The sequence below is a fragment of the Streptomyces sp. NPDC107550 genome (assembly GCF_055639095.1).
Genome location: NZ_JBVKBC010000011.1, coordinates 124,703 through 150,357, shown reverse-complemented (window position 1 = coordinate 150,357; position 25,655 = coordinate 124,703). Strand labels below are relative to the sequence as shown.

The window sequence follows — 25,655 nt, the reverse complement described above, 5'->3', positions numbered from 1 at the left end:
CCGACGCGGGGACGGGCCCGGGGACGGGCGCCGGGTCAGACGGTCAGGATCGCGGGGTCGCTGACGCCCGGCTGCCCGTTCTCGACGTGCCCGGCGAACCGGCGCAGATAGCCCGTGTCGCCCTCCACCGTGATCTTGAGGTCGTACCAGCGGCGGGTGCCGGACAGGTCGACGGTCTTCTCGACGCTGCCGCCCGCCGGGACGCTGTACGTGCTCGGCGTGCCGCCGTAGGCGTTGGCGACGGTGACCCGGGCGGCGGCCGTGCCCGCGTTGGTCAGGGTCAGGCGGAGATTGCCGGTGGCGGCGTCGTGGCGGGCGGTGACCTCGGGGCCCGCCTTCTTGTTGTCGCCCTGGAAGACGCGCAGGAAGCCGTTGGGCCCGTGCACGCTCAGGTCGTAACGGCCGCCGGAGTACACCGAGTTCCAGGTGTCGGAGACGGGCTTGGCCGGGGCCGCCGTGTACGTCCAGGGGCCGTCGGTGCGGCTGAGCGAGCGGACCTGGAAGGCGGCGCCCGCCCGGCTGCCGCCGCTGAACGTCAGCTTGTACTTGCCGCTCGTGAGGTCGGCGGCGCCGTCCACGTACGGCTCGTACGCGAGCGGACGGCTCGGCCGGGAACCGGCCTCCTGGCGCGGCAGGGCGCCCTGCGCGGGCGGCTTCGGCACATAGCTCGGGTGGCGCAGGCGGTCCGGCGGCGCGTACCCCGTGGTGTCGGGCAGCTTCGCCGGGTCGGTGACCTCCAGGGAGAAGTCGAACGCCGAGGTGAGGTCACCGCAGATGGCGCGCCGCCACGGCGAGATGTTCGGCTCGTTCACCCCGAACCGCTTCTCCATGAACCGCAGGATCGAGGTGTGGTCGAAGGTCTCCGAGCAGACGTAGCCGCCCGTCGACCAGGGCGAGACCACGATCATCGGCACGCGCTGCCCGAGTCCGTACGGGCCCGCCGCGTACGAGACGTTGCCCTTGAAGTAGTCGAGGCTCGTGTCGACGCTGGACAGGCCCTGACTCGCCGAGGCCGGCGGGTAGGGCGGCACGACGTGGTCGAAGTAGCCGTCGTTCTCGTCGTACGTGAGGAACAGGGCCGTCTTGCTCCACACCTCGGGGTTGGAGGTGAGCGCGTCGAGGACCTGCGCGATGTACCAGGCGCCGTAGTTCGCGGGCCAGTTGGGGTGCTCGGAGAACGCCTCGGGCGCCGCGATCCAGGAGACGCTGGGCAGTCTGCCTGCCTTGACGTCGGCCTTCAGTACGTCGAAGTAGCCGCCGCCCGCCTTGACGTTCGTACCGGTGCGGGCCTTCTCGTAGAGCGGGTCGCCGGGCTTGGCGTTGCGGTAACTATTGAAGTACAGCAGGGAGTTGTCGCCGTAGTTGCCGCGGTAGGCGTCATTGATCCAGCCCCAGCCACCCGCCGCGTCGAGGCCGTCACCGATGTCCTGGTAGACCTTCCAGGACACGCCCGCTTTCTCCAGGCGTTCGGCGTACGTGGTCCAGCCGTAGCCGGCTTCCTGGTTGCCGAGGACGGGGCCGCCGCCGGTGCCGTCGTTGCCGACGTGGCCGGTGAGCATGTAGTAGCGGTTGGGGTCGGTGGCGCCCATGAACGAGCAGTGGTAGTCGTCGCAGACGGTGAACTTGTCGGCGAGGGCGTGGTGGAAGGGGATGTCACCGCGCGTCAGGTACGCCATGGTGCCGGTGCCCTTGGCGGGGACCCAGTTGTCGTACTTACCGCCCGCGAAGGCGCTGTGGCCGCCGGCCCAGTCGTGGTCGAGGCCCGCGATGAACTGCATGCCGAGGTCGGCGGCGTCCGGATGGTACGGGAGCGTGACCTTGCCGGCGCTCGCCTGATGCCAGACGGGTTTTCCGCTGGGCAGGGTGACCGGGCGGGGGTCGCCGAAGCCGCGGACGCCTTTCAGGGTGCCGAAGTAGTGGTCGAACGAGCGGTTCTCCTGCATGAGCACGACGACGTGCTCGACGTCCTGGAGGGTGCCGCTGGTCCGCGTCGCGGGGATGGCGGCGGCGCGGTCGATGGAGCCGGACAGGGCGGCGAAGCCCGCGGTCGCGCCGGCGATCTGCAAGAAGCGGCGCCGGTTGAGGTCGGTCATGAGTGTGGGGGTCTCCTGTCGCGTCGTTGCACGAGGGGCACCGGGAGTGTCCACGACACCCCCACCCCACGGAAACCCTCCCCAAGTGACGATCACACAAAATCCCTCCGGGGGCCAGGAAGTACGCGCTGAGGCCAGCCCCGCCAGGGACGCGAGGAACGGCGCGCCCAGCCCCGGCTCCTCAATCGCCGGAGAGGCTGGATGTTGGCGCTCAGGCCAACCCCCTCAGGGGCGCGGGGAACTGCGCGAGAAGCCCCACCGGAGCTGCACCCAAGGCACAACAGTCACGCACCCGGCGCTGGGGTGCCGCCTTGCCCACCCGTGCCGCCCCAGGCGGCAGACTGCCCAAGGCGGCGGCGCCTAACAGGCACCGGGGTTGGCAGCCCCGTAAGGGGCGCGGGGAACTGCGCGAGAAGCCCCACCGGGGCTGCACCCGAGGCACAACGATCACGCGCCCGACCCGCAACGACAACCCGCCCCCACCTCACCGCACCCCCTCCCAAAGCCCCCGCTCCCCGCCCCGGGGATCCGCCACGACCCCCGATCCGCCCCCGCCGGAGGCCCCCGCGTCGAAGACCATCACCGCCCGCCCCCCGGCAGGGTCGTACGCCGGCCACCCCGGATCCCCGGTCGCGGCGAAGGACACCCACGCCTGATGCACCGTACGGGCCAGCTCCGCAGGCGCCCCCGCACCCGTCAGAGGGGTGTAGTCGGGATCTCCGAGCAGGTCGAAGACGAAGCCGAGTTCAAGAGCGTGGCACGCGCCGAGCCGCCCCCCGTACCGAGGCGAGCGCCAAGCGAACTCGTAGACGTGACTCCCGGGCACCGCCTCCGCCAGCCGCAGCGCGGGAATCCGCCAGAACCAGTCGGTGACGATCGCGTCCAGCAGCTCCCCGGCACTCGCACCGGGCCGCGCCTCCCGGTAGCCGTCGAGATCGGCCCCGTACGCCCGCGCACCGCGTTCGAGCCGGGCCTCGCTGATCGTGTCGAAGCGCCCGGTCGGCACCATGTACAGCCGGTTCTCCTCGCGGTTGGAGCCGACAAGGAGATCGACGCCGAGGTCGGGCCCGGGCAGCCTGCGCTCCTCCGCGACGGGCTCGAACAGCATGCCGTTGAGCGCCGCGTCCCCCCAGACGGCCGGATCGGGCCGCCGGGCGAATTCCGCCCGCGTCGCCTCCTGCGCGGCGATCAGCTCGGGCACCGCCACCGCGGCCAGCGCCTCGGCGGTGTACGGCACGCCGAGCCGGCCCGCGATCCGCTCACCGATGGTGCGCGCGGTGTCGGGACGGACGAAGTGGTGGCAGGCGCCGCTCTGGAGCACGGCCCGCCGGAACAGGCTGCGGGCGCTCGGCTCGGCGAGCAGCTGCCCGATGGCGACACCGCCCGCGGACTCGCCGAAGACGGTGACGCGGTAGGGGTCGCCGCCGAACTCCTCGATGTTGTCGCGCACCCACTCCAGCGCGGCGATCTGGTCGAGCAGCCCCCGGTTGTCGGGGGCGCCCGGCAGATGGAGGAAACCGTCCACGCCCAGGCGGTAGTTGACGCCGACGAAGACGACACCGTCACGGGCGAAGCTCGTACCCCGGTAACCGGAGGAGTTCGCGGAGCCGTTGGAGAAGGAGCCGCCGTGCAGCCACACCATCACCGGCAGCCGGGCGCCCGGATCGGCGGACGGCGTCCAGATGTTGAGGTTGAGGCAGTCCTCGCCCGGCGTGGACGTCTCGGGGATCAGGGTGTCGAAGGGCGGGGTGTAGGGCGCCTTGGGCGCGGTCGGACCGTAGGCGGTGGCGTCGCGGACACCGGCCCACGGCTCGGGCGGGGCGGGCGCGGCGAACCGGTGCGGGCCGAACGGCGGTGCCGCGTACGGCACGCCGAGGAAGGCGCTGATGCCGTCCGTGGTGCGCCCGCGGACGGCCCCTTGCCGGGTGGTGCGGACCAGGGGCGTGTCGTCACTCATGCGGGCCTCTCTTCGCGGGATGCTGCCGCCCGGGACCCCCGGGGGTACGGGGGTGCTTCCCCGGCGGCGTCGGGGCGGGCGGCGGGACGCCGGGTGCGGCGCCCTCGTCACTCGTACCCCGCCGCGCCCCGCCGCGTAAAGATCACCCCGGGGTGCCGCCCTCCCCCGGCCCGGGCGCGTCGAGCGGTTCCCCGGCGAGCCAGGAGGCGACGGCGCGGCCGATGGGCTGGCCGGTCTCGATCTCGACGAAGCCGAACTGGCCCGACTGGTTGCACTCCAGGAACCACCAGAGACCGTCGGTGTCCTCGGCGAAGTCGAAGGCGCCGTAGGCGAGTTGGGCGCGGGTGAGGTAGGCGCGGGCGGCCTCGGCGACGCGCCGGGGCACGTCGACGGGCCGCCAAGGGCCGACGTCGGGGTCGAAGCGCACGTCGACCACGCCCCCGTCGTCGCCGGCCGCCCGCTCCGGTTCCGCGGCGGCGCGGGCGGCGAACATCTCCTCGCCGACGCAGGTGAGCCGGATGTCGGCGACCTTGCGGACGCGGCGCTGGAGCAGCGTCGGCCCGTGGGCGACGTCCCGGAAGTCCTCCCCGGCCCGTACCCGCGTGGTCGGCACGGCGAGCCCGTCGGCGCCGGGGTGGGCGCCGGAGACCGGTTTGACGACGAGGTCGGGGTAGCGGCGCGCGAACTCCCGGGCCACGCCGGGGAAGGTGGTGATGAGCGTGGCCGGGACGGGCAGCCCGCAGTCCCTGGCGAGCCACAACTGCCAGGGCTTGTAGCGGGCTTGGCGGGCCGCGTCGGGGTGGTTCATCCAGCGGGCGCCGGTGCAGCGCAGCATCCCGTACAGCGCCTGCGTGGTCTCGGCGGTGAGCCAGGCCGACGCGGCGCGGGCGCGGGCGGCGGGTTTTCCGGGCCTGCGCACCCAGATGGAGCGCAGGCCGGCCATGCTGACGACCCGGCCGCCGACCGACAGATGACCGTGGAACGTACCGTGCGCGTATTCACCCGACACACCCACACCACCCGGAAGTTCGGCCGGGTCGAGGCGGATGACCGGGATTCCCCCGGCGTTCAATTCGACCACCGCCAGGTCGGCGGTCACGTCCTGTTCGCTCGTCAGGATCAGCACCGTCATATGCGGGCGGCCGCTCAGTCGTCGAAATGGGTTTTGGAGCCGGCGGTGGAGGTCGTCGCGGCATACTCCCGCAACACTGTGTAGTCACGCGCGGCCACTCCGCCGTCAGGCAGCACGTTCAACTGCAGTGCGGAGTCGTACGCGTACGGCGCGCTGACCTCTGCCTCTGGCACGGGACGCGCATAGTTCAGGGCGAACGGTCGCATGGGCACTCCTAGTTGGGGGGTCCACCAAGTCAAGCGCACGGTGACTCTCCGGCGTCACTGTCCAGTCGAATTTCCCAGACTTTCTCTGTAGAACGCATCACACCTGCGGAGGAGTTGCTTCCGCCACGCAGCGTGATGACGGCGCGTCAGACACGGAAAAGGGGCGGCTTTTCGGGCCGCCCCTGTCAAATACCGCCTTTACAAGCCTTTACACATCAGGCAGGGCTCCTCCATCACGGAGATAGGAGAGGCCCGGGTGCACCGCGGTGTAGCCGTCGAGCAGGCGCCGGGCGACCGACACGGAGTCCACGAGGGGGTGCAGCGCGAAGGCCCGTACGGCGGCCGCGCGCGAGCCGCTCTCGGCCGCGGCGAGCACGTCCCGTTCCACGGACTTCACCGCTTCGACCAGGGCCTGGGCGTGCCCGGGCAGCGGGTCGGCGGCGAGCGGGTGGGCGCCGTTCGCGTCGACGAGGCAGGGCACCTCGACGACGGCGTCGGCGTCGAGTCCGGCCAGGGTGTGCCGGTTGCGGACGTTGAGGATGAGTGTGGCGCGTTCGTCGCGGGCGATGGCCCGCATCAGGGCGAGCGCGACCTTCTCGTACCCGCCGGACTCCTCCAGGTCGGCGGCGTCCCGCTCGCCGGCGCCGGATGCTTCCCGGTTGTGCGCCATGTACGTGGCTTCGCGCTCGGCCCGCGTACGGTCCCAACTGGCGTACGAGGGAGCCGAGTAGAAGGCCTCCTGCTGCGCTTCAAGGAACGCGCCGCGGGTGCGTTCGGCGTCCTGGTAGGCGCGGACGGTCTCGCGGTTGAAGTAGTAGTAGTGCAGGTACTCGTTGGGGATCGCGCCGAGCGAGCGCAGCCAGTCGGTGCCGAACAGGCGGCCCTCCTCGAAGGAGCCGAGCAGCTTCTCGTCGGCGAGCAGCCGGGGCAGTTCGTTCCGTCCGTGCACGTACAGGCCGCGCAGCCAGCCGAGGTGGTTGAGGCCCGCGTAGTCGACCGTCACGTGCGCGGGGTCGGCGCCGAGGACGCGGGCGACGCGGCGGGCGAGCCCGACGGGCGAGTCGCAGATGCCGATGACGCGGTCGCCCAGGTGCCGGGACATGGCCTCGGTGACGAGCCCGGCCGGGTTGGTGAAGTTGATGACCCAGGCGTCGGGCGCCAGTTCCCGTACCCGGCGGGCGACGCGGTCGGCGACGGGCACGGTCCGCAGCCCGTACGCGATGCCGCCCGCGCCGACGGTCTCCTGCCCGAGGACGCCCTCGGCGAGGGCGACGCGTTCGTCGGCGGCGCGGCCCGGGAGGCCGCCGACGCGGATCGCGGAGAACACGAAGTCGGCGCCGCGCAGCGCCTCGTCGAGGTCCGTGGTGGCGTGCACGGCGGGCGCGTCGGGCACGCCGGTGGCTTGTTCTCGCAGTACGCCCGTCACGGCGCGCAGCCGGTTCGCGTCGATGTCGTGCAGTGTGACCTCGGTGACCCTGCCTGGCGCGCGGTCGGCGAGCAGCGCTCCGTACACGAGGGGCACCCGGAATCCGCCACCGCCGAGAATCGTCAGCCTCATGGCGCGATCGTAGGGCAGCCTGGTGGTCGACTTGACCTTCGACCTGCGAGGACCCCCACATGAAGCGCCGTACGCGACGTCATCTCCTCCCTCCGGCCGCGGCGCTCGGCGCGCTGGCCCTGTGCGCGAGCCCCGCGAGCGCGGCGCCCGCCTGGACCGAGACGGGCACGGCACATGTCTCGACGCTCACCGGCGGGCAGGGGCTCGCCAGCCGCGCGGACGGCTCGCTGGTGCACCGGGGTCTCGCGTCGATACCGCTGTCGCTGCGGATCGCGGGCTGGTCGCACGTCGGCGACCCGGACGTGGCGGGCGGGTACGTCTTCGACGCGTACCAGGGCGGCGACAAGGCGACGAGCAAGATGTACGCGGTGACGGCCCCGGACGGCACCCGCTCCACGTACGAACACGCCCTGGACCCGGGCGAGTTGCTGAACAACTCGTTCGCCGCAGTCTCCCCGGACGGGCAGTGGCTGGTCTCCGGCGAGTGGGGCACGATGCGGCGCCTCCAGGTCTTCCCGACGCCGAAGCTGAACCCGGTGGCGCCCGGGCCCGGCGCGAATCTCCCGCAGGCCGGGCAGATCGACCTCGACAAGCCGGTCGACGCGGTGCAGGGCTGCGACTTCACGGACGCCACGCACCTGATGTGCGCCTCGGACGACGCGGCGAAGGAGGTCCTCGACGTCACCCTCGACCGCCCGCTCGACGGCAAGCCGGTCACCGGACACGTCACGAGCGCCTTCCCGATCCCGCGCCGCAGCGTCTGCTCGGGCACGTACGAGGCGGAGGGGATCGACTACGACGCGGCGCGCGGGGTCCTGCGGGTGGAGATGGTGCCGCCCGCGCCGTGCCTGGTGACGACGGCGGTCGTGTCGTACCGGCGCGGGGCGGCGTCGTAGGGGCGGAGTGCGTGACGGGCCGCGCGCCCCCGGGGTCGCCGTCTGGTCCGTACGGGGCATATGCGCCGCCGGCGGGTACCTGGATGGTCGGCCTCGCCCTGGCCGCCGTGCTCCTCGGCACGGCGTGCGTGCGCTATGGGTTCCGCCGGGGTCAGGGGATCTGAGCGATGACGGGCCGGCACCTCGATCGGATCGCCCGGTGAGCGCGCCCCTGTCCGCCGCGCGACGCCCGCGCGCCGTGCTGCTGGCCGGAGTCGCCGCGTCAGCCGTCATCACCGTCGTCCTGTCCGCGTACGCGCTGCGGACCTGGCTGACCGCGCGGGGCGCGGCGCAGGGCTGGGCCATGTGGGCGTGGACCCCGCTGGCCGCGGTCCTGCTCATACAGACCGTTCTCTACCTGTGTGAACGGCCGGTGCGGGCCTCGGCCGACCAGCAGAAGGCCCTGGACGCCCTCCATGTCGCGGTCCTCGTCCCCGTGTTCAACGAGGACAACGGCTACCTGCGCGCGACACTCGCCTCACTGCTCGCGCAGACGCGCCCGCCCGACTCGGTGCACGTCGTCGACGACGGGTCCGAGCTGTCCCACGAGGAGGTGCGCGGCTGGTGGACCGCCGCCGCCCGCGAGCACGGCATCCGCGCCTCCTGGCAGCGCACCCCCGACCGCGGCAAACGACACGCCCAGGTCCTCGCGGCCCGCGACTGCCCCGAGGCCGACGTGTTCTCGCGCGCGGCCGCGTGGTCCAGCAGCCCACCGCCGTCGTGTTCACGGCCATGCCGGAGACCGTGAGTCACCACCTTCGCCAGTACCTGCGCTGGATGCGCGGATCGAGCCTGCGCTCCCTGTGGCGCTTGCGCTACCTGCCCCTGCACCATCCCGCGCTCGTCGCGCAGGTGCTGCGCTGGTTCCAGCAACTGGCCTCCACCGCGGCGCTGTTGTGGCTCCTCGCGCTTCACCTTCAGCCGGGGCCGCTGCCGCACCCCGCGCTCCTGGCCGTCCCCCTGCTGCTGACCGGCGGACAGACCTTGCGTTACCTCGTACTCGACCGGTCCGACCAGCGTCTGCGTTCCCAACTCGCCACCTGGGCGCTGACCCCGGCGGCGATGGCCTGGTCGTGGGCGGTGCTCAGGCCGCTGCGCTGGTACGGCGCCGCGACGTGCTGGAAGACGCAGTGGGGTACCCGCGCCGGGGGCGCGGAAGTCCGCCTCGCCCCTACCGAGGGCGCCGTCTCGGTCTGACGTCCGCCTGCGCGACGTACGCCTGCGCGATGCGCGCCTCCGCGGTGTGCGCCTCCAGGATGTGCGCCTGACGTGACGCACAGTGATCGATCGCGTACGGTGTGCTCGTGATCGGACAGCGCCTCGGCTCCTCCTCCCCCATCGGGCGGCGGAGCCGTGTGGCCGCGCTGATCGCCCTGGCGGTCCTGGTCGTCGCGCATCTGGCGGGGACCGTGCACGTGGCCACGGCCGGCGGCAGGCACGTGGAACTGACCGCGGCCGTGTGCGCCCACCACGCGCGGCAGCAGCCGCTCCCCCAGCAGGCCGACCCGCTCCCCGCGCACCAGCACTCCACCGGCGACGGCCACATCGACCATCTCGCCGACCGCCCACGGACGGCCGGCCCTGACGCGGGCGCCGTCGACGCGCCGGACGCCGCCGAGCCCGTACGGGTCCCTGTGCCGCTGCGGGAGTTCGGTCCCCGCCGGCAAGAGGACCGTCCCTCGGCCCGGCGCTCCCCCCTTCGTTCGCTCCTGTGCGTCTGGCGTCAGTAGCCGCCGCCGGCCCGCCCTCTCACCCGGCGGGCCCGCGCGCCACCGATCCCAGAACACCCGACGCCCCGCACCCACCCGTGCCGGGCGCGAAGGAGCCGTACCCCCATGGAACTCTCCCTGCTCGACACCGCCTTGCCCGCGGGCGCCCTCGCCCCCGCGCCGACCACCGCCCGCCGCCCGGCCCAATTGGTCGGCAACACCCCGGTGTTGTGGGTCGACGAGCCGTTCGCCCCGGCCGGTCTCGGCTTCCACGCCAAGCTGGAGGGCGCCAACCCCGGCGGCATCAAGGACCGGCCGGGCCTGCACATGGTCCGCGAAGCCCGCCGACGCGGCGACCTCGCACCCGGCGCCCCGGTCGTCGAGTCGTCCTCCGGCACCCTCGGCCTCGGTCTCGCGCTGGCCGGACTGACCTACGGCCACCCCGTCACCGTCGTCACCGACCCGGGCATGGAACCGGCCATGGTCAGCCTGCTCGCCGCCTACGGAGCCCGCGTCGACCACGTCGCCGTCCCGCACCCCGTGGGCGGCTGGCAGGAGGCCCGCCGCGCGCGCGTCGCCGAACTCCTCGCCGCCGCCCCGGGCGCGTACTGCCCGGACCAGTACCACAACCCCGACAACGTGGCCGCGTACGCGCCTCTCGCCACCGAACTGATCGCCCAACTCGGCCGTATCGACGTCCTGGTGGCCGCCGTCGGCACCGGCGGCCACTCGGCGGGCACCGCGCGCGTGCTGCGCCGCACGTTCCCCGGCATGGCCCTCATCGGCGTCGACGCGATCGGCTCGACCGTCTTCGGCCAGCCGGCCCGCCCCCGCCTGATGCGCGGCCTGGGCTCCAGCATCCACCCCGACAACGTCGACCACGCGGCCTTCGACCAGGTCCACTGGATCGCCCCCGCGGAGGCGGTGTGGGCCTGCCGTCAACTGGCCCGCCGCCACTGCACGTCCGGCGGCTGGAGCGTGGGCGCGGTCGCGCTGGTCGCGGGCTGGGCGGCACGGACGTACCCGCCGGGCACGCGGGTGGCGGCGATCTTCCCCGACGGCCCCCACCGCTATCTGGAGACCGTGTACAACGACGCCTGGTGCCGTGAGCACGGCCTGTTCGCCCACGAGCCGCCCGCCGAACCGGAGGAGGCGGCCGAGCAGGACGCGTACGAGTTCACCTCCTGGACCCGCTGCGACAAGGTCCGCGACCCGCTCAGCCGCACCGGAGCCACGCGATGAGGAGTTTCCGCACCCAGTACGCGTCCTTCGACCGCCCCGCCCGTCTCCTGATGGTGAATCAGTTCGCCATCAACCTCGGCTTCTACATGCTGATGCCCTACCTCGCCGACCACCTCGCGCACGGCCTCGGCCTCGCCGCGTGGACCGTCGGCCTGGTCCTCGGCGTACGCAACCTCTCGCAGCAGGGCATGTTCCTCATCGGCGGGACCCTCGCCGATCGTTACGGCTGCAAGCCGATGATCCTCGCGGGCTGCGCGCTGCGCACCGTGGCGTTCGCGCTGCTGGGCGCGGTCGACTCGCTGCCCGCGCTGATCGCGGCGTCGGCGGCCACCGGGCTCGCGGGCGCGCTGTTCAACCCGGCCGTGCGGGCGTATCTCGCGGCGGAGGCGGGGGAAGAGCGCAGGGTGGAGGCGTTCGCCACGTTCAACGTCTTCTACCAGGCCGGGATCCTCGTCGGGCCGCTGGTCGGACTGGCCCTGCTCGCCTGGGACTTCCGCGCGGTGTGCGCGTGCGCGGCCGTCGTCTTCGGGGTCCTCGCCCTGCTCCAGTGGCGCGCCCTGCCTGCCCGCCCGCCTCGCCCGAGCACGGCGGAACCCGCCTGGCGGGCGGTGGCCCGTGACTGGCGCACGGTCGCCGCGAACCGGCCGTTCCTGCTGTTCGCCGCCGCGATGACCGGCAGTTACGTACTCGCTTTCCAGGTCTATCTCGCGCTGCCGCTGCGCGCCCGCGACCTGTTCGGCGACCGTACGGGGACGGTCACCGGGGCGATCTTCGCGGTGTCCGCACTGGCGGCGCTCTCTGGACAGTTGAAGCTCACGGCGTGGGCGAAACGCACCATGCCCGGGCCGCGCGCGATCGCGTGCGGGCTCGCCGTGATGGGGGCCGCGTTCCTGCCGCTGCTGCCCCGCCTCGACGGGCCGGTGCCCGGCGTACTCGCGCTGACCGTGTGCGCGGCGCTGCTCGCCTGGGGCGGGGCGCTGCTCTACCCGTTCGAGATGGACACCGTCGTACGGCTCGCGGGCGGCGGCCTCGTGGCCACGTACTACGGCGCCTACAACACCGCCTCCGGCATCGCGATCTCCCTCGGGAACCTCGCCGTCGGCGCGCTCTTCGACACCGGCGTCGGCTGGCTGCCGTGGGCGGCGCTGGCCTGCACGGGGCTCGGCTGCGCGACCTCCGTCGCCTGGCTGCACCGGGCGGGCCTGCTGGACGCGCGGGCGGCACGGCGTCCGGTGGCGGTCGCCTGAGGCGCCTTGACGCGGGCGTGAGCGGGGCCTGACCTGGCGATCGGCAGGGGGTGGCGGGGGTGGAGCGAGAGGCCACTTCGCCCCACCCCCTGTAACGCCCACAAGAGCGCGCGCCGCGAGTTCCCGGACTGCCGAGGCGCCGACCTAGCAGGTGGTCCAGATCTCGATCTCGCTGCCCGCGGACACACTGACGCTTCCTGCGTCGCCCTCTGAGGAGCAGGTGAATGTCGTCTTGCCTCTGGGGCGGACCCTGAACTTCAGAAATGCGCCGCCACCGGACGCGTAGGATCCGATATTCAGCCCCAGGCTGGTGATGCTGTCCCCTGTGAGTCGCCATCTCGATCCCGTTGTCGAGTTCGAGATGTACGTGCTGCCCATGACGTATTCGGCCCCCTGCGGAATCTGGGCCTTCACGACAACATTGTCTTGCTGAACGCTCGTACCGTTCCTGTACTTCACCTTGTAGGTGACGATTTCAGGTGGATCATCTGGCGCTACAGCCAGGGAGATGATCGCGCTGACGACGGCGACGGCGGTCCCGCTGACCAGCGCGACCTTCAATTCGGAAGACCTCCACCATGAGGTGGACTCGCGGCTCGCCACTGCGCACACCTCCCTCCCTGTGCGGAGAGCATGACAGACAGGGGTCGCCGAGGCGTGCCCTTTGGCGAGTGTGCGCTCGCCCTCTAGTCCCGGGTGAAGACACCCTTGGACTTGCAGACGATCACCGCAGCCCTCGCCGGATGGGTCGCCTGGGACCTCGGCGAGCACGACAAGGCCACCTCCTGTTACGGCGTGACCTCGAAGTGCGCGAATAACGCCGACCCTCTCGGCGCGCGCCGGCCCTGGGCTACGCGAGCTACAGCGCCGCCACTGCGACCGGCCTTCTGCGCGGGGGCGACACAGATCGCAGGGCCTACGTCACGCACCTGTTCGCGGCAGCGGGCGGAGCCGAAGCCCCGCGCCATGAGCGGCAGCGAGCCCAGGCCATCGCCGCCGGGCTTCCCGACGCCGAGCGTGACCCGGCCAGCCATCTGCTGACGTCAGCGGCGCTGTGAAGCGCCCGAGCTGACCGGCTCGGTGAAAGTGAGGCGCTGTAGGTGTGATCTCAACTACGGGCGCGTCTCCTCGTCGACCCAGGACAAGTACGCCTCCGACCCTCCGGTCACAGGAAGCGTGACCCACTGTGGGACGTCGTACGGGTGTCTCTCGTGCAGCCACGCCTCCAGCTCAGGGAGCCGGTCCGACGACGTCATGTAGGAGATCCGCCACTCCTGTGCCGCTTCGACCTTGCCCTGCCACCAGTAGAAGGCGGTGAGGGGCGCGTCAATGTGAACGCCTGCGGCCAGTTTGTTCTCGACAGCGCCTCTGGCGAGGGCCTTCGCCTGCTCCTCGTCGTCACTGGTCGTCTGCGCGATCACGATGTCGTGGTCCATGCGACTACCTCTCCGGATCGGGTACGGCGACCCTACTGAGATGTCCGCCGCTGCTCAGCGGCCGATCGCTCCGTCGCCCTCACCGCATCACCTGCACCCGGAGGAGGACGGTGCGGCCGTCGCTACTGAGGGTGATCGTCGTTCCCGGCCGGGCAGAGGGGGCGATGGTCGCCCCGCAAGGCGTACTTCGGGTCGCGCACTGAGAGAGCTAGCCCACGCAGCCAGGGTGGTCGCCGCACAGTCCGGCGGGCGTCACGGCGAGGACCTTGAACACGGCGGTGGCCAGTCGATGTGTGCCCTCCGCACGGGCGCCACGGAGAGTAGTGCTCAACCGGAGCCTTCTCACCGATCAGAATTCGGCGCCTGGATCAGGGAAGTCGCCGGGGCGTGCGGAAGACGCGACGAGCACCGCGTGAATTGCCGCCCTCAAACCGTCGTCGTCGGCGACCGACTCCCAGCAGTCATGGCGTACGGGGCGCTCATCCCTGTCGAGGAGGGAGTGCAGGGCCGGAATGGCCGGCGTGACGGACGCCGGGTCGGCCACGGCAACGTCGTGGAGCAGGCGCAGGGGATCGAGGATGGTGGGATCGGTGCTCCCCGGCGGCGGACAGATGGCGAGGAGACCCACGAGGGCCGGGACGACGTCCTGCGGGTCTGAAGTGAGCTGCCAGAGAAGCCGGACGAGGGACATCGCTCCGAAGCGGTCATCTCGCCGGATCCGGGCTTGGACGGGGGTGCGGAGAAGGCCGGCGACGCGTTTCCTCGCTGGGGGGTGCGTGGCAGCGATCTCGGAGAGCAGCGCCAGGGCCTCGATGCCTCCCGGTGTCCCGCCCGCCGCATCACCGCCGCGCCTGGTCAACTCCTCTACTCCAGGAAGCACTTCACTTGGATCCCCCGTCTCCCCCCAGAGCGCTCGACCCCATCGGACGGCCCTCTTGGCCGCGTCGCCCGGGCGGTGCGACTCGCTGTTCAGCGCCTCGTGGAACTCGTCGCGCAGCCTGTCCGTTGCGACCGCCCCGGACGAGTCGGGGCGGGAGTTCGCCGGAGGCAGCGGGGCGCGCGAGGCCCCGCCGTCCTCGTCGGCAGGGACGCCACTGCGGCTCGTCGTGACATCGAGGCCCATTCCGCGCAGGGCGCTCGCGGCCATCGCCGCTGTCTCCTCACTGTCGAGCAGTTCGCGGAGCAGCGGCACGACGCGACCTCCGTCCCGGTGCCACCGCAGCAGGATCGAGTGATACGAGTCCGGAGGGCGGGCCGCGTTCTTCATGCGCGTCAGGAGAGGAGGCAGGAGCGTGTCGGCGTGTGCGGCGAACGGAGCGAGTGCCTCGGCGAAGGTGGGCTCGCCGGAGTCCCAACCCTGCCTGCCCGGGTGGCTCCGGCCGGGGGCGAAGATGCCGGGACGGGTGAGGAGGTCGGCGAGGGCCGGCACGCAGCGCGCATCGCCCATCCGGCTCAGCGCCCACACGATGTATTCGTACTCGGAACTGCGGTGCTCGTCCGGCGCGGTGAGGTGGACGGCGACACGGTCCGTCCAAGGGCGCGCCGCAGCACCACACATGGCGATGATCCGCAGCGCGAACGTGCGGTTCTCCGGATCGGTGTCGTCGTCCACGAGGTCGACGACGTCAGGCAGGAGTGCGCGGAGTGCGGAGCGCCAACGGGAGATCAAAGTCGCGGCAACTCTGAGGCCGCCCGCGCGTGTTTCGGCATCCTCATGCTTCAACAGGGCGCCGGCGAGGGCGAGTCGTCCCTCCAGGTCCGTACCGAGCCGCTGATCCGCGTCGGTGATGACGCGCACTCGTGAGCGGAAGTACCGGACAGGTCCGGAGTCCGCTGCTCGGGCGGTGGAGGTCAGGGCAGCAGTGGTGGCGGGGGCGTAGCGGGGGTCGGCGTGGTCGGGCAGCGCGCGGCGCAGCGCGGCGACGGCCTGTAGGCGGACATCGTGGCGGACCTCTTCCTGCCAGGCGATCCAGGCATCGATGTCGTCGTCCATGCAGGGCTCTTCGCCCTTGCCCTCTTCCGCCATACGCGACCGGAGCCATGCCAGTGCTCGGGCACGCTCCACCGTGGCATAGCGCGCGAGTTCGCCTACGGCCAGGACGAGACGTTCCGCCTGCCACAGATCGGGTTCGTTCTCCAAGCGTGCGCACAGCAGGGGAAGGAGAACGTCCGCGTGTGCCGCCGACTGCGCGAGTGCATCGACCGTGCCCGCCCTGATGTCCCCGTCCTCGTCGTCGAGCAGGGGAACCAGCCGGCGAGCCGCGTGCTCCCAGGCGGCCGGCCAGGACGGCGCGACCTTGTGCGCGGGAGCGGTATTGCCGACACGGGCCATGTCCGCGATCGCGCACAGGATGTCATCACGTACGGTCACGTCGGGATCCTGGGCGGCCTCGACCAGACACGGCACCACCTCTGCCGCAGCCGCGCCCACCCAACTCCCCTCGCCCACGGCCGTGATGTAGAGACCCCCGCACATCTCATGGGCCGTGCTGCGGTCGGGCGACCAGAGTTCCTCCAGCGCCTGGGGGCCGTAGCGGTAGGTGGTGTAGGGATCGACGACCTTCGACCAGTCGACCTGGGCGGCGAGCCGCGCGAGTCGTCGTGCCTTTGGTTCCTGTGCCGGCATGTCGCCGTTCGCCGCCTTCGTCAAGTCTGAGGGGTGGGGCCGAGCAACGCGCATGGCCCTACGCCGACGCCTCGCGCCGCATGGCCACCGCCGTCGCCGCCGCCGCGAACAGGGCGGCAAGGACGGTGAACTGCCATGGTGAGGCATCCCCGTTCGCCTTGGGCGCCACCTCTCCCGACGAGTCCAGGGCCACACTGATCTTGTCACCCGGGGCGCCGAGCCGCTCGCGTCTTGTCAGAGCCTTCGGGTGGCCGCCCACGCAGCGCAGCGCGTGAAAGTACACGGTGACCTCCGCGTCGCCTTCGCCGGCACCCCCCTGCTGCTGCTCCTGGACCTGGCGGATGACGCACGAGACTGTCGTGTCACGAGGAGTCCACTGGTCCACCGCCGCAACACACAGCAGCAGCGAGGCGGTGAGTGCGGCAGCGCCGAAGCACCCGACGGCGCCATCGACGAGCCGGAGGTAGATCACGACCGCGCCGACCAGCAGGGTCCCCCCGCCCATTACGGCAACCGCATGAGGCGGTGCGGACGAGCCGGCGAACGCCCAGGCCGCCCAGCCGGACAGCACTGCCACGGAGACAAGAGGCCATGCCATCGCGCCCCAGTAGTTCGACAGCCGCTTCCCGAGTTCGGCTGCCTGGTCGACAACACGGTTTCTCCAGCCGGCTCTTGGCATGAGCATCACCCCGCGGCTAGGACGCGTGCCGTTCCGGCCAGGGTTCCCTCGGGTCACAGGTGATTGTTCGGTTCACGCGTTGTTCAACAGCGCGCTACCCGGCACGCAAAGGGTCAGTCGCTACAGAGGTGTTGACCAGGATCGTCGTCGCATGAGCCAGTGCGATGTGATCTGGTGTACCAGCCGCTGGCCGCTGGTCGCTCCCCGCGCGGGGGCATCGGGCTGCCCGCGCGCGACGTCGCCGCGACCCCGCCCCGACGAGCGGGCGCCTTCCGATGAATCGAGGACCAGATGAGAGTGGACCGGGTGGCCGCCCACGCCGACCTGGTGACGGGAACCGACGGCCGACTTGAGTACCGAGGCGTCCCTTTCACCGGCGAACTGGTCGAGATGCTGGGCGACCGCGTGCTGTCAGAAGTCGGCTATGTGGACGGGATCGCGCATGGGATCGACCGGGAGTGGTGGGCCGAGGGCCCGCTGATGTCAGAGGGCGTTCTCGACGGTGGTCGGCCGGTCGGGGTGTGGCGGCGATGGCATCACAATGGCCGGCTCGCGGAGGAGAAGCGCTTCGACGAGGTAGGTGACGTGGAGGAGGTACGGACCTGGAACGGGGACGGCGAGCCTCACTGACGGGCTCGCCACGACGCGCGGAGCGGCCGGCCCGTCCGTACCCGTCCGGTGAGAACGAACCAGCCCCCGGTGCCGATGAGGAATACGGCCGCGACGATGGGAACGACCGCCCGCCAGTTCCCGGCTGAGGCATCGCGTATCCCGAGAACGAGCAGCAGAGCGCCGCAGCAGATTGCCCCTACGGAACCCGCTATCACTACGCCCCGTCGCATCCATGCCTCCTGGGTCGTGTGGGCGAGGACACTCGCAGCGACCTCACCCCCGTACGGTCAGGGTGCCCCCTTCACCGGCGACGAACACCACGGTCGCCGTGGGTTGCCTCGGGCGTGCGCGGGGGGCCGGATGGGAAGGGGTCAGGATCATGACAGAGATCATCGCCGACACGGGCCGCCCCGCTCACCCGCTGCGCCAGCTCCTCGCCGCCTCCGTCGGGAACGCCGTCGAGTGGTACGACTGGTACGCGTACACCTTCCTCGCCACCTATATCGCCGCCCAGGTGTTCCCCAAGGGCGCGGGCGGTTCGCTCGTGCCGTTGCTGTCGACGTTCGCCGTGTTCGCCGTGGGGTTCTTCATGCGGCCGGTGGGCGGGCTGGTGATGGGGGCGGTCGCCGACCGGCACGGGCGGCGGGCCGCGCTGACCGTGACGATCCTGCTCATGGGCGGCAGCAGTCTCCTGGTCGGGCTCACCCCCACGTACGCGGCGGCCGGGGTGCTGGCGCCGGTGGTGCTGGTGGTGGCGCGGCTGCTGCAAGGTCTGTCGGTGGGCGGGGAGTTCGCCGCGTCGACGACGTTCCTCGTGGAGTCGGCGGGGCCGGGCCGGCGCGGGCTGTTCTCGTCGTTCCAGTACGTGTCGACGTCGATCGGCCAGTTGCTCGCGTCCGGTGTCGCCGCGCTGCTCGTCGCCACGCTGGACAGCGGGCAGATGGACGGCTGGGGCTGGCGGGTGCCGTTCGTGCTGGGCGGGGTGCTGAGCCTCGTGGGGTTCTGGATCCGGCGCGGCGCGCAGGAGACGCGGGCGGAGGGGCACCGCAGGCCGGGGCTCTTCGACGCCCTGCGCCAGTACCCGCGGGCCTCGCTGCTGATCTGCGGGATCACGGCGGGCGGCACCCTCGCGTACTACACGTGGACGTCGTACCTGCCGACGTACGCGGAGCTGAACACCGGCATCGACAAGTCCGACGCGCTGCTCGCGGGCACGCTGTCGCTGGCGTTCTTCGCGCTGTTGCAGCCGCTGGGCGGGCTGCTGTCGGACCGGTACGGGCGCAAGCCGCTGCTGCTGTTCTTCGGGGTCGGGTTCGCGGTGCTGAGCGTGCCGCTGCTGCACGCGCTGACCGGGTCGTTCCTCTCCCTCCTGCTGGTGCAGTGCGGCGGCATGGTGCTGCTGACGGGGTTCACGTCGATCTCGGCCGCCGTCAACGCGGAGGTGTTCCCGGCGCGGGTGCGGGCGGCCGGGATCGGGTTCCCGTACTCGCTGACGGTGGCGCTGTTCGGCGGCACGGCCCCCTATATGGGCACGCTGTTCAAGCAGCTCGGGCACAGCGGTCTTTTCCCCTGGTACGTGGCCGCGCTGTGCGTCGTGTCGTCGGTCGTGTACGCGCGCCTGCCGGAGTCCGCCCACCGGGAACTGGACCGATGAGCAGCATCCCGGGCCCGCCCCGATCCCGAGCCGCTAGCCGCGTGCCTTCCAGTAGCCGCAGAACGTGACGCGGTCCTTGGGCACGCCGCCCGCCACCCAGTGCCGGCGCAGGCCCGTGGCGAGTGCCGACTCCCCGACGACCCAGCCGTAGAACTCGGCGTCGGGCAACGGCAGTTCGACCGCGCGGGCCAGTTCCGCCGCGCCCGGCCGCGCCGGTGCCCGCGCCGGCGTACGGTCCACCCAGACGATCTCGACGCCGGACGGCGCGGCCAGTGCCCGCCGGTCCTCGGGCGCGGGCACCTCGACGACCGCCGTGCCGGTGATGTCGCGGGGCAGCGAGGCGAGGACGCCGGCGAGCGCGGGGAGCCCCGACTCGTCGGCAGCGAGGACGACGTGGCGTACGCCTTCGGGCAGGCGGAAGCCGATGCCCTCGTCGACGAGGACGACGGTGTCACCGGTCGCGCAGACCTCGGCCCACGCGGTCGCCGGTCCGGCGCTCTCGCCCTCGGCGGGGCCGTGCAGGACGAAGTCGACGTCCAGCTCGGGGCCTTGGGGGCCGTCCGGGCGGTGGGCACTGACGGTGTAGTTGCGCAGGACGGGGCGGGCGCCCTTGGGCGCGGCGAGCATCTTGAGGTAGCCGAGGGCGGTGAGCCGGCTCGGCACCCGTTCCAGGGACGCGGCGCTGCCCTCGGGCGCGGGCAGGAACAGCCGGAACCACTGGTCGTAGCCGAGCGGTTCGAACCGTTCGATGTCACCGCCGCCGAGCGTGACGCGCGCGAAGTGCGGGGAGAGCCGCCGGCGGCGCAGGACGTGCAGGCGCAAGGCGCCTTCCGTGCGCGGGGCGGTACGGGCGGCGGTGAGATTTCCGCGCTGCATGGCGGGGCTCCTAGTGGTGCTGGGGGGCGAGGAGGTCGTGGATGCGGGGGCCGACGTCGCGGGGGCTGAGCGCGGGGGCGCGGAAGGCGACGCGTACGTCGTCGGGGGCGCCGGCGCGTTCGAGGCGCAGGACGAGCCCGGCGCGGTCGAGGCGGAGCGGGCGCACGTCGTGGACGCCGGTGAGGTCGCCGCGCCGGGCGTAGTAGGCGAGCTGGACGAGGAGGTCGCCGTGGCCGGTGTCGAGGTGACCGAGGAGTTCCGCCTCGTGGGCGGCGAGCGGGTCGGGCGCGGCGGCGGCGAGGGCGGCGACGTCGAGGGGGCGGACCTGGTCGCCGCGGGTGGACAGGGCGGCGCGGGCGGGCCGCAGCAGGAGTGTGCCGGGGCCCGCGACGGTGAGGCGGCCGCTGAGGGAGAGGCGGGCGCGGACGCGTTCGCGCAGGGCGACGGGCGCGACGTCGGTGAACTCGGCGAACACGGCGAGGCCGGACGACGGCCCCGCCGCGATCTCGCCGGCGAGGCGGGCGTCGGCGGGGTCGAGCAGCAGGAGGCGGGCCGCCGCGTCGACCGTGTGCAGGGTGACGCGGTCGAGGCGGCTGCGGGCGTCGGTGCTGGTCAGGGCGAGCGAGTCGGCGGCGGCGATGATCGTGCGGGCCCGCTCGGCGTCGGTGGGCTCCGGGGTCGGGGCCGGGGGCGCCGGGGTCGGGGGCGTCAGGGGGTGAGCCATCTCCACTCCTCAAGGTCAGGTAAGGCTTACCTTACTTAACGCGGAGTGGTGTGGACACCCGGGGTCCGTGATCAGGCGCCCGGCGCGGCCCCCGGCCGGGTCAGGCGCGCGGCCCCCGGCCGGGTCAGGCCAGTTCGCCGAGGACCTCCCAGGTGCGCAGCCGGGCGTCGGCGCCGCCCTGCTCGGACGCCGAGATCACCACCTCGGTGGCGCCCGCGTCCCGGTACCGCCGCACGGCGTCCACCAGCGTCTTCTCGTCCCCGACGACGGCGAGGTCCGCCGCGCCCGCGTGCCCGCCCTGCTCGATGACGCGCGCGTACGAGGGGATGGCGTCGTAGAAGGAGAGGTGCGCGGCGAGCTTGTCCCGTACGGAGTCGGCCTCGGCGCCCGAGGCGACCACGGCCGGGACGAACGCGACGACGCGCGGCGCCGGGCGCCCGGCCTCCTCGGCGGCCCGGGTCAGTTCGGGGACGATGTGCCGCTCCAGAGCGCGCGGCCCGGCGAGGTAGGGCAGGATGCCGTCCGCGAGCCGCCCGCTGACCCGCAGCGCCTGCGGGCCCATCGCGGCGACGTACACCGGCACGGCAGGCTCGGCGCCCGGCACGCGGGCGGGAAGCGGGGTGCGGGCGGTGAGGAGTTCACCCTCGAAGTCCACTTCGCCCGTCTCCAGGATGGGTCGCAGCGCGGTGAGGAACTCGCGCAGCCGGGCCACGGGCCGCTCGAATTCGAGGCCGAACGCGCCCTCGGTGAACAGCTTTGTGCCGAGCGCGAGCCCGAGCCGGTAGCGCCCGCCGGTCGCCGCCTGCGCGGTCTGCGCCTGGCTCGCCACGAGCAGCGGGTGCCGGCCGAAGACGGGCAGCGCCGAGGTGCCCACGTCCAGGCCGGGGACCGCGCGGCCGACGAGCGCGGCGACGGTCGGTGAGTCGTAGCCGAAGGTCTGGCCGAACCAGACGGAGGTCAGTCCGGCCGCCCGCGCCTCGCGGGCCTGGCGGACCGCGTCGTCGAGGAGGAGGGTGCCGCCGGTCGTGTCGAGAGTCGCTCCCACAGTCATACGGGCGTCAACACGGGCCGCGCGCCGGGCGATTCCTGCGATGCGTGAACAGCGTGTGACAGCTCGCGCGGGCGCCGGGAACGGACGCCGGAACACGGCCGCGGGTTGCCGTCCGGGGCCACCGGCGGAAACCTGCACAGCGGTTGCGCAGCGCGGTCACTTCGGTTCACAAAAATCCATTGCATGATGCAGCGGACGTCACCCATTGATGCGCGACTGTCCCCTTTGTTGAATGCCGTCGCCGCCTTCCCGCAATTCATGCGGTGAAGGTTGTGAAGGGTGTGGCACGGCCCGGTGAACAACCCGTCACGTGACCGCAATTGGGCTCGCACATCCCCTCTGACCGGCGACCTTCCGATTGGATGTGCGACGCGTCGGCGTGCTTTGATCCACGGCATCGCGGAACGGCGACGGATTCGGTTCCGCCCGGATCCGACGCGTCCCGCGTTTTTCGAAATACCCAGACATACCCATGAGAAGGGCGGCTCACATCATGAGCAACACCCCCCAGGTCGAGACCGTTGAGATTTCCGACGCCGAGCTGGACAACGTCTCCGGCGGCCTCGTCGGCGGTGTCGTCAGCTCCGTCACCGGCACGGTCGACTCGGTCGCCCCGGTCTCCGGCGTGGTCAACGGCCTGACGGGCACCGTCGAGGGCCTGACCGGCGTGAACACCGGCGCCGTCACCGGCCTGGTCGCCGGCCTCTGAGCACGATCCGACGGATCGTCGCGCCGCCCGCCTGACAGGGCGCCGCACCCCGGCCTCGGGACCAGCCAGGTCCCGGGGCCTTCCGGGCGTCCGGGACCCCTTTCCGTGCGCCCGGCCGGGCGTCCGGGACCCTTTTCCGCGCGCCCGGGCCCGAACGAAGCAAGGGATAAGACCGCGTGCAGTTCCGCCAGCAGGCTCTGTCCAAGCTGCAGTCCCCGGAGGAGCTGGACCTCCCGGTGCGCCTCGCCCGGCCGCAGGGGCTGCTCGTCCTCGCCGTCACCGTCGTCGTCATGGCCGCCGCGTGCGTGTGGGCCGTGACCGGTTCCGTCTCCTCGACGCTGAAGGCCGGCGGCATCCTCACCTACGGCAAGGGCAGTTACGTACTCCAGACCCCCGTCACCGGGCAGGTCACCGGCGTGTTCGTACGGGAAGGGCAGCGGGTCGCGGCCGACGCGCCGCTGCTGAAGGTGCGTACCGCGCAAGGCGTGCGCGCCGTACGGGCCATCGACGCGGGCCGGGTCACGGCGCTCGTCGCCCGCGTCGGCTCGGTCGTCACGACCGGCGCCGATGTCGCCACCCTGGAACGCACCGCCTCCCCGCGCGACCCGCTGCTCGCCGTCCTCTACGTCCCCGCGACCGGCGCGGCCACCGTGCCCCGGGGCGCGTCCGTCGACCTGAGCCTGCCCGCCGCCCAGCGGTACGGGGTGCTGCGCGGGCGCGTGCAGGAGGTCGGGCGCGGCGCGCAGACGCGGCGGCAGGTGAGCGACTTCCTCGGCGACCGGGAGCTGGCCGGGCAGTTCACGAAGGACGGGCCGCGCGTCCCCGTCGTCGTACGCCTCGATCCGTCGTCCGCGACGCGGTCCGGGTACGCCTGGTCCACGCCGGACGGGCCGCCGTACGCCCTGACCTCCATGACGCTCGCCTCCGGCGCCGTGCACCTCGCCGCGCAGCGCCCGATCGATTGGCTGCTGCCGTGACCGCGCCCGCCCCGACCCCGCTGCCGCCCGCGGGCCACGGCCGCCGCCGGGCCCGCCCCGCTCCCCCGCCGCCGGGTCGGCGCGGGCGGGTGCGCACGCCGACCGTGCTCCAGATGGAGGCCGTCGAGTGCGGGGCCGCAGCCCTCGCCATGGTCCTCGCCCACCACGGGCGGCACGTCCCGCTGGAGGAGCTGCGCATCGCGTGCGGGGTCTCCCGCGACGGCTCCCGCGCGAGCAACGTCCTGAAGGCGGCCCGCAGTTACGGTATGACCGCCAAGGGCATGCAGATGGAACCGGCCGCGCTCGCCGAGGTACGCGGACCGGCCATCCTGTTCTGGGAGTTCAACCACTACGTCGTCTACGACGGCATGGGCCGGCGCTTCGGGCGGCGCGGGGTGTACATCAACGACCCTGACAAGGGCCGCAGGTTCGTGCCGATGGAGGACTTCGACACGAGCTTCACCGGCGTCGTCCTCGTCCTGGAACCCGGCGACGGCTTCCGCAGGGGCGGGCGGAGGCCCGGTGTCCTCAAGGCGCTGCCCGGCCGGCTGCGCGGCACGACCGGAACCGTGCTCGCCGCGCTCCTCGCCAGTCTGCTGCTGGTGGCGGTCGGCGCGGCCGTGCCCGCGCTCAGCCGCACCTACATCGATCTGTTCCTGATAGGCGATCAGACCTCGCTGCTGGGCGCCCTGTTCGCGTCGATGGGCGCGATGGTGGCGCTGACGGCGGTGCTCACCTGGCTGCAACAGGCGAACCTGCTGCGCGGCCGGATCCTCTCCTCGACGCTGAGCAGCGCCCGCTTCTTCGGGCATCTGCTGCGGCTGCCCGTCACGTTCTTCGCACAGCGCAGCCCGGCCGACCTCGTGCAGCGCCTCCAGTCGAACGACGCGGTGGCCGAGACGCTGGCCCGCGATCTGACGGCCGCGGGCGTCGACGGCATCGTCGTCCTGCTGTACGCGGTCCTGCTGTGGACGTACGATCCGCAGCTCACGCTGGTCGGCGTCGGGATCGCGCTGCTCAACGTGGTCGCCATGCGGGTCGTGGTGCGGCTGCGCGCGACGGGTACGCAGAAGCTGCGCGCCGACACCGCGCGGCTGACCAACACCTCGTACACCGGGCTCCAGTCCATCGAGACGATGAAGGCGACCGGCGGCGAGAACGGCTTCTTCCGGCGCTGGGCCGGGCAGCACGCGACGACGCTGGAGGAGCAGCAGCGGCTCGGGGTGCCGAGCGCGTGGCTCGGGATCGTCGCGCCGACGCTGGCGACGCTGAACAGCGCGCTCATCCTGTGGATCGGCGGGCTGCGCGCGGTCGAGGGGCATCTGTCGGTGGGGCTGCTGGTCGCGTTCCAGGCGCTCGTGACCCGCTTCACCGCGCCGCTGACCAGGCTGAACGGTGTCGCGGGCCGCATCCAGGACTTCGCGGCCGATGTCGCGCGCCTCAAGGACGTCGAGAACTTCCCCGTGGACGCGCTGTACGCGCGGCCGGGCGCGGAGTCCGAGACGCGGCGGCTGACCGGGCACGTGGAGCTGACGGAGATCACGTTCGGCTACAGCCCGCTCGACAAGCCGCTGCTCGACGGGTTCTCGCTGACGGTCGGACCGGGGCAGCAGGTGGCCCTGGTCGGCGGCTCGGGCAGCGGCAAGTCGACGGTGTCGCGGCTGATCTCGGGCCTGTACGCGCCGTGGGAGGGCGTCATCCGCGTCGACGGGCGGCGCCTGGACGAGATCCCGCACGGGGCGCTCGCCGCGTCGGTGTCCTTCGTCGACCAGGACGTCTTCCTCTTCGAGGGCAGCGTCCGCGACAACGTGGCGCTGTGGGACCCGTCGATCTCCGACGAGGCGGTCGTGGAGGCGCTGCGCGACGCGTGCCTGTACGACGTGGTGGCGCGGCGGCCCGGCGGGGTGCACGGGCGGGTCGAGCAGGACGGCCGCAACTTCTCGGGCGGGCAGCGCCAGCGCCTGGAGATCGCGCGGGCGCTGGTGCGGCGGCCGAGCATCCTCGTCCTGGACGAGGTGACGAGCGCGCTGGACGCGCTGACCGAGCAGACGGTCATGGACAACATCCGGCGGCGCGGCTGCGCCTGCGTGGTCATCGCGCACCGCCTGAGCACCGTCCGCGACAGCGACGAGATCGTGGTCCTCGACCACGGCCAGGTCGTCGAGCGGGGCCGTCACGAGGAGCTGGTCGCGGCGGGCGGTGCCTACGCGGAGCTGGTCAGGGAGCACTGAA

General features: G+C 72.4%; 23 protein-coding genes. 11 read left to right on the top strand and 12 right to left on the bottom strand.

Annotation, left to right across the window (positions count from 1 at the left end):
- Positions 1–35 precede the first annotated feature (35 nt).
- The 5 genes from ACZ7LY_RS17535 to ACZ7LY_RS17515 all read right to left on the bottom strand — a co-directional run bounded on the left by ACZ7LY_RS17535 (position 36) and on the right by ACZ7LY_RS17515 (position 6,946).
- The gene (locus ACZ7LY_RS17535) at positions 36–2,093 is read right to left on the bottom strand and encodes a phosphocholine-specific phospholipase C (protein ID WP_471625482.1); all 2,058 of its coding nucleotides are present in this window, start codon (positions 2,091–2,093) and stop codon (positions 36–38) included.
- 484 nt (positions 2,094–2,577) lie between these two features.
- Entirely contained in the window at positions 2,578–4,050 is a 1,473-nt protein-coding gene (locus ACZ7LY_RS17530; protein ID WP_471625481.1) for a carboxylesterase/lipase family protein, read from the bottom strand.
- 142 nt (positions 4,051–4,192) lie between these two features.
- Positions 4,193–5,182: an ATP-grasp ribosomal peptide maturase gene (gene tgmB / locus ACZ7LY_RS17525; protein ID WP_471625480.1), complete on the bottom strand. Its 990-nt coding sequence runs from the start codon at positions 5,180–5,182 to the stop codon at positions 4,193–4,195.
- Positions 5,183–5,196: 14 nt separating this feature from the next.
- Positions 5,197–5,388, bottom strand: a complete 192-nt coding sequence (gene tgmA / locus ACZ7LY_RS17520; RefSeq protein ID WP_471625479.1) for a putative ATP-grasp-modified RiPP — start codon at positions 5,386–5,388, stop codon at positions 5,197–5,199.
- A 208-nt stretch (positions 5,389–5,596) separates the two neighbouring features.
- Positions 5,597–6,946 carry a 6-phospho-beta-glucosidase gene (locus ACZ7LY_RS17515; protein WP_471625478.1) on the bottom strand — a complete coding sequence of 450 codons (1,350 nt, stop codon included), beginning with the start codon at positions 6,944–6,946 and terminating at the stop codon, positions 5,597–5,599.
- A 59-nt stretch (positions 6,947–7,005) separates the two neighbouring features.
- Between ACZ7LY_RS17515 and ACZ7LY_RS17510 the strand changes: the two genes are divergently transcribed.
- The 6 genes from ACZ7LY_RS17510 (at position 7,006) to ACZ7LY_RS17485 (ending at position 12,079) form a co-directional block, all read left to right on the top strand.
- Positions 7,006–7,842: a hypothetical protein gene (locus tag ACZ7LY_RS17510; protein WP_471625477.1), complete on the top strand. Its 837-nt coding sequence runs from the start codon at positions 7,006–7,008 to the stop codon at positions 7,840–7,842.
- Between the two features lie 199 nt (positions 7,843–8,041).
- Positions 8,042–8,629, top strand: a complete 588-nt coding sequence (locus ACZ7LY_RS17505) for a glycosyltransferase family A protein (RefSeq protein WP_471625476.1) — start codon at positions 8,042–8,044, stop codon at positions 8,627–8,629.
- Entirely contained in the window at positions 8,626–9,078 is a 453-nt protein-coding gene (locus ACZ7LY_RS17500) for a hypothetical protein (protein WP_471625475.1), read from the top strand. Before ACZ7LY_RS17505 ends, ACZ7LY_RS17500 begins: the two co-directional genes overlap by 4 nt.
- Positions 9,079–9,185: 107 nt before the next feature.
- A complete protein-coding gene (locus ACZ7LY_RS17495) occupies positions 9,186–9,611 on the top strand; it encodes a hypothetical protein (RefSeq protein WP_471625474.1) in 426 nt (141 codons plus the stop codon).
- A 105-nt stretch (positions 9,612–9,716) separates the two neighbouring features.
- Entirely contained in the window at positions 9,717–10,832 is a 1,116-nt protein-coding gene (locus ACZ7LY_RS17490; RefSeq protein ID WP_471625473.1) for a PLP-dependent cysteine synthase family protein, read from the top strand.
- Positions 10,829–12,079 (top strand): MDR family MFS transporter, encoded by a 1,251-nt coding sequence (locus ACZ7LY_RS17485; protein ID WP_471625472.1) that lies wholly within the window; start codon positions 10,829–10,831, stop codon positions 12,077–12,079. The genes ACZ7LY_RS17490 and ACZ7LY_RS17485 overlap by 4 nt, the downstream gene beginning before the upstream one ends.
- Positions 12,080–12,223: 144 nt before the next feature.
- Here the strand turns inward: ACZ7LY_RS17485 and ACZ7LY_RS17480 are convergent, their stop codons facing one another.
- From ACZ7LY_RS17480 to ACZ7LY_RS17465, 4 genes are all read right to left on the bottom strand, one after another.
- Complete coding sequence (locus tag ACZ7LY_RS17480; protein WP_471625471.1) at positions 12,224–12,682, bottom strand: hypothetical protein; 459 nt, start codon at positions 12,680–12,682, stop codon at positions 12,224–12,226.
- A gap of 509 nt (positions 12,683–13,191) precedes the next feature.
- Positions 13,192–13,515, bottom strand: coding sequence for a divalent-cation tolerance protein CutA (gene cutA / locus ACZ7LY_RS17475; protein ID WP_471625470.1), 324 nt, complete (start codon positions 13,513–13,515; stop codon positions 13,192–13,194).
- Between the two features lie 349 nt (positions 13,516–13,864).
- Positions 13,865–16,165, bottom strand: a complete 2,301-nt coding sequence (locus ACZ7LY_RS17470; RefSeq protein WP_471625469.1) for a hypothetical protein — start codon at positions 16,163–16,165, stop codon at positions 13,865–13,867.
- A 34-nt stretch (positions 16,166–16,199) separates the two neighbouring features.
- The gene (locus tag ACZ7LY_RS17465; RefSeq protein WP_471625468.1) at positions 16,200–16,646 is read right to left on the bottom strand and encodes a hypothetical protein; all 447 of its coding nucleotides are present in this window, start codon (positions 16,644–16,646) and stop codon (positions 16,200–16,202) included.
- 480 nt (positions 16,647–17,126) lie between these two features.
- Between ACZ7LY_RS17465 and ACZ7LY_RS17460 the strand changes: the two genes are divergently transcribed.
- Positions 17,127–17,450 (top strand): toxin-antitoxin system YwqK family antitoxin, encoded by a 324-nt coding sequence (locus ACZ7LY_RS17460; protein WP_471625467.1) that lies wholly within the window; start codon positions 17,127–17,129, stop codon positions 17,448–17,450.
- Positions 17,451–17,811: 361 nt separating this feature from the next.
- A complete protein-coding gene (locus ACZ7LY_RS17455; protein WP_471625466.1) occupies positions 17,812–19,086 on the top strand; it encodes an MFS transporter in 1,275 nt (424 codons plus the stop codon).
- Positions 19,087–19,119: 33 nt separating this feature from the next.
- Here ACZ7LY_RS17455 and ACZ7LY_RS17450 read toward each other — a convergent pair whose 3' ends face one another.
- From ACZ7LY_RS17450 to ACZ7LY_RS17440, 3 genes are all read right to left on the bottom strand, one after another.
- Positions 19,120–19,962: a siderophore-interacting protein gene (locus tag ACZ7LY_RS17450; protein ID WP_471625465.1), complete on the bottom strand. Its 843-nt coding sequence runs from the start codon at positions 19,960–19,962 to the stop codon at positions 19,120–19,122.
- A gap of 10 nt (positions 19,963–19,972) precedes the next feature.
- On the bottom strand, positions 19,973–20,686 hold the full coding sequence (locus ACZ7LY_RS17445) for a DUF2470 domain-containing protein (protein ID WP_471625464.1): 714 nt from the start codon (positions 20,684–20,686) through the stop codon (positions 19,973–19,975).
- Between the two features lie 124 nt (positions 20,687–20,810).
- Entirely contained in the window at positions 20,811–21,737 is a 927-nt protein-coding gene (locus ACZ7LY_RS17440; protein WP_471625463.1) for a TIGR03564 family F420-dependent LLM class oxidoreductase, read from the bottom strand.
- A 493-nt stretch (positions 21,738–22,230) separates the two neighbouring features.
- On the opposite strand from ACZ7LY_RS17440, the gene ACZ7LY_RS17435 reads away from it, so the two are divergent.
- The 3 genes from ACZ7LY_RS17435 (at position 22,231) to ACZ7LY_RS17425 (ending at position 25,654) form a co-directional block, all read left to right on the top strand.
- The gene (locus ACZ7LY_RS17435) at positions 22,231–22,446 is read left to right on the top strand and encodes a type A2 lantipeptide (protein WP_471625462.1); all 216 of its coding nucleotides are present in this window, start codon (positions 22,231–22,233) and stop codon (positions 22,444–22,446) included.
- A gap of 176 nt (positions 22,447–22,622) precedes the next feature.
- Positions 22,623–23,423, top strand: coding sequence for a biotin/lipoyl-containing protein (locus ACZ7LY_RS17430; protein WP_471625461.1), 801 nt, complete (start codon positions 22,623–22,625; stop codon positions 23,421–23,423).
- Positions 23,420–25,654 (top strand): NHLP family bacteriocin export ABC transporter peptidase/permease/ATPase subunit, encoded by a 2,235-nt coding sequence (locus tag ACZ7LY_RS17425; RefSeq protein WP_471625460.1) that lies wholly within the window; start codon positions 23,420–23,422, stop codon positions 25,652–25,654. The genes ACZ7LY_RS17430 and ACZ7LY_RS17425 overlap by 4 nt, the downstream gene beginning before the upstream one ends.
- Position 25,655: the final 1 nt, after the last annotated feature.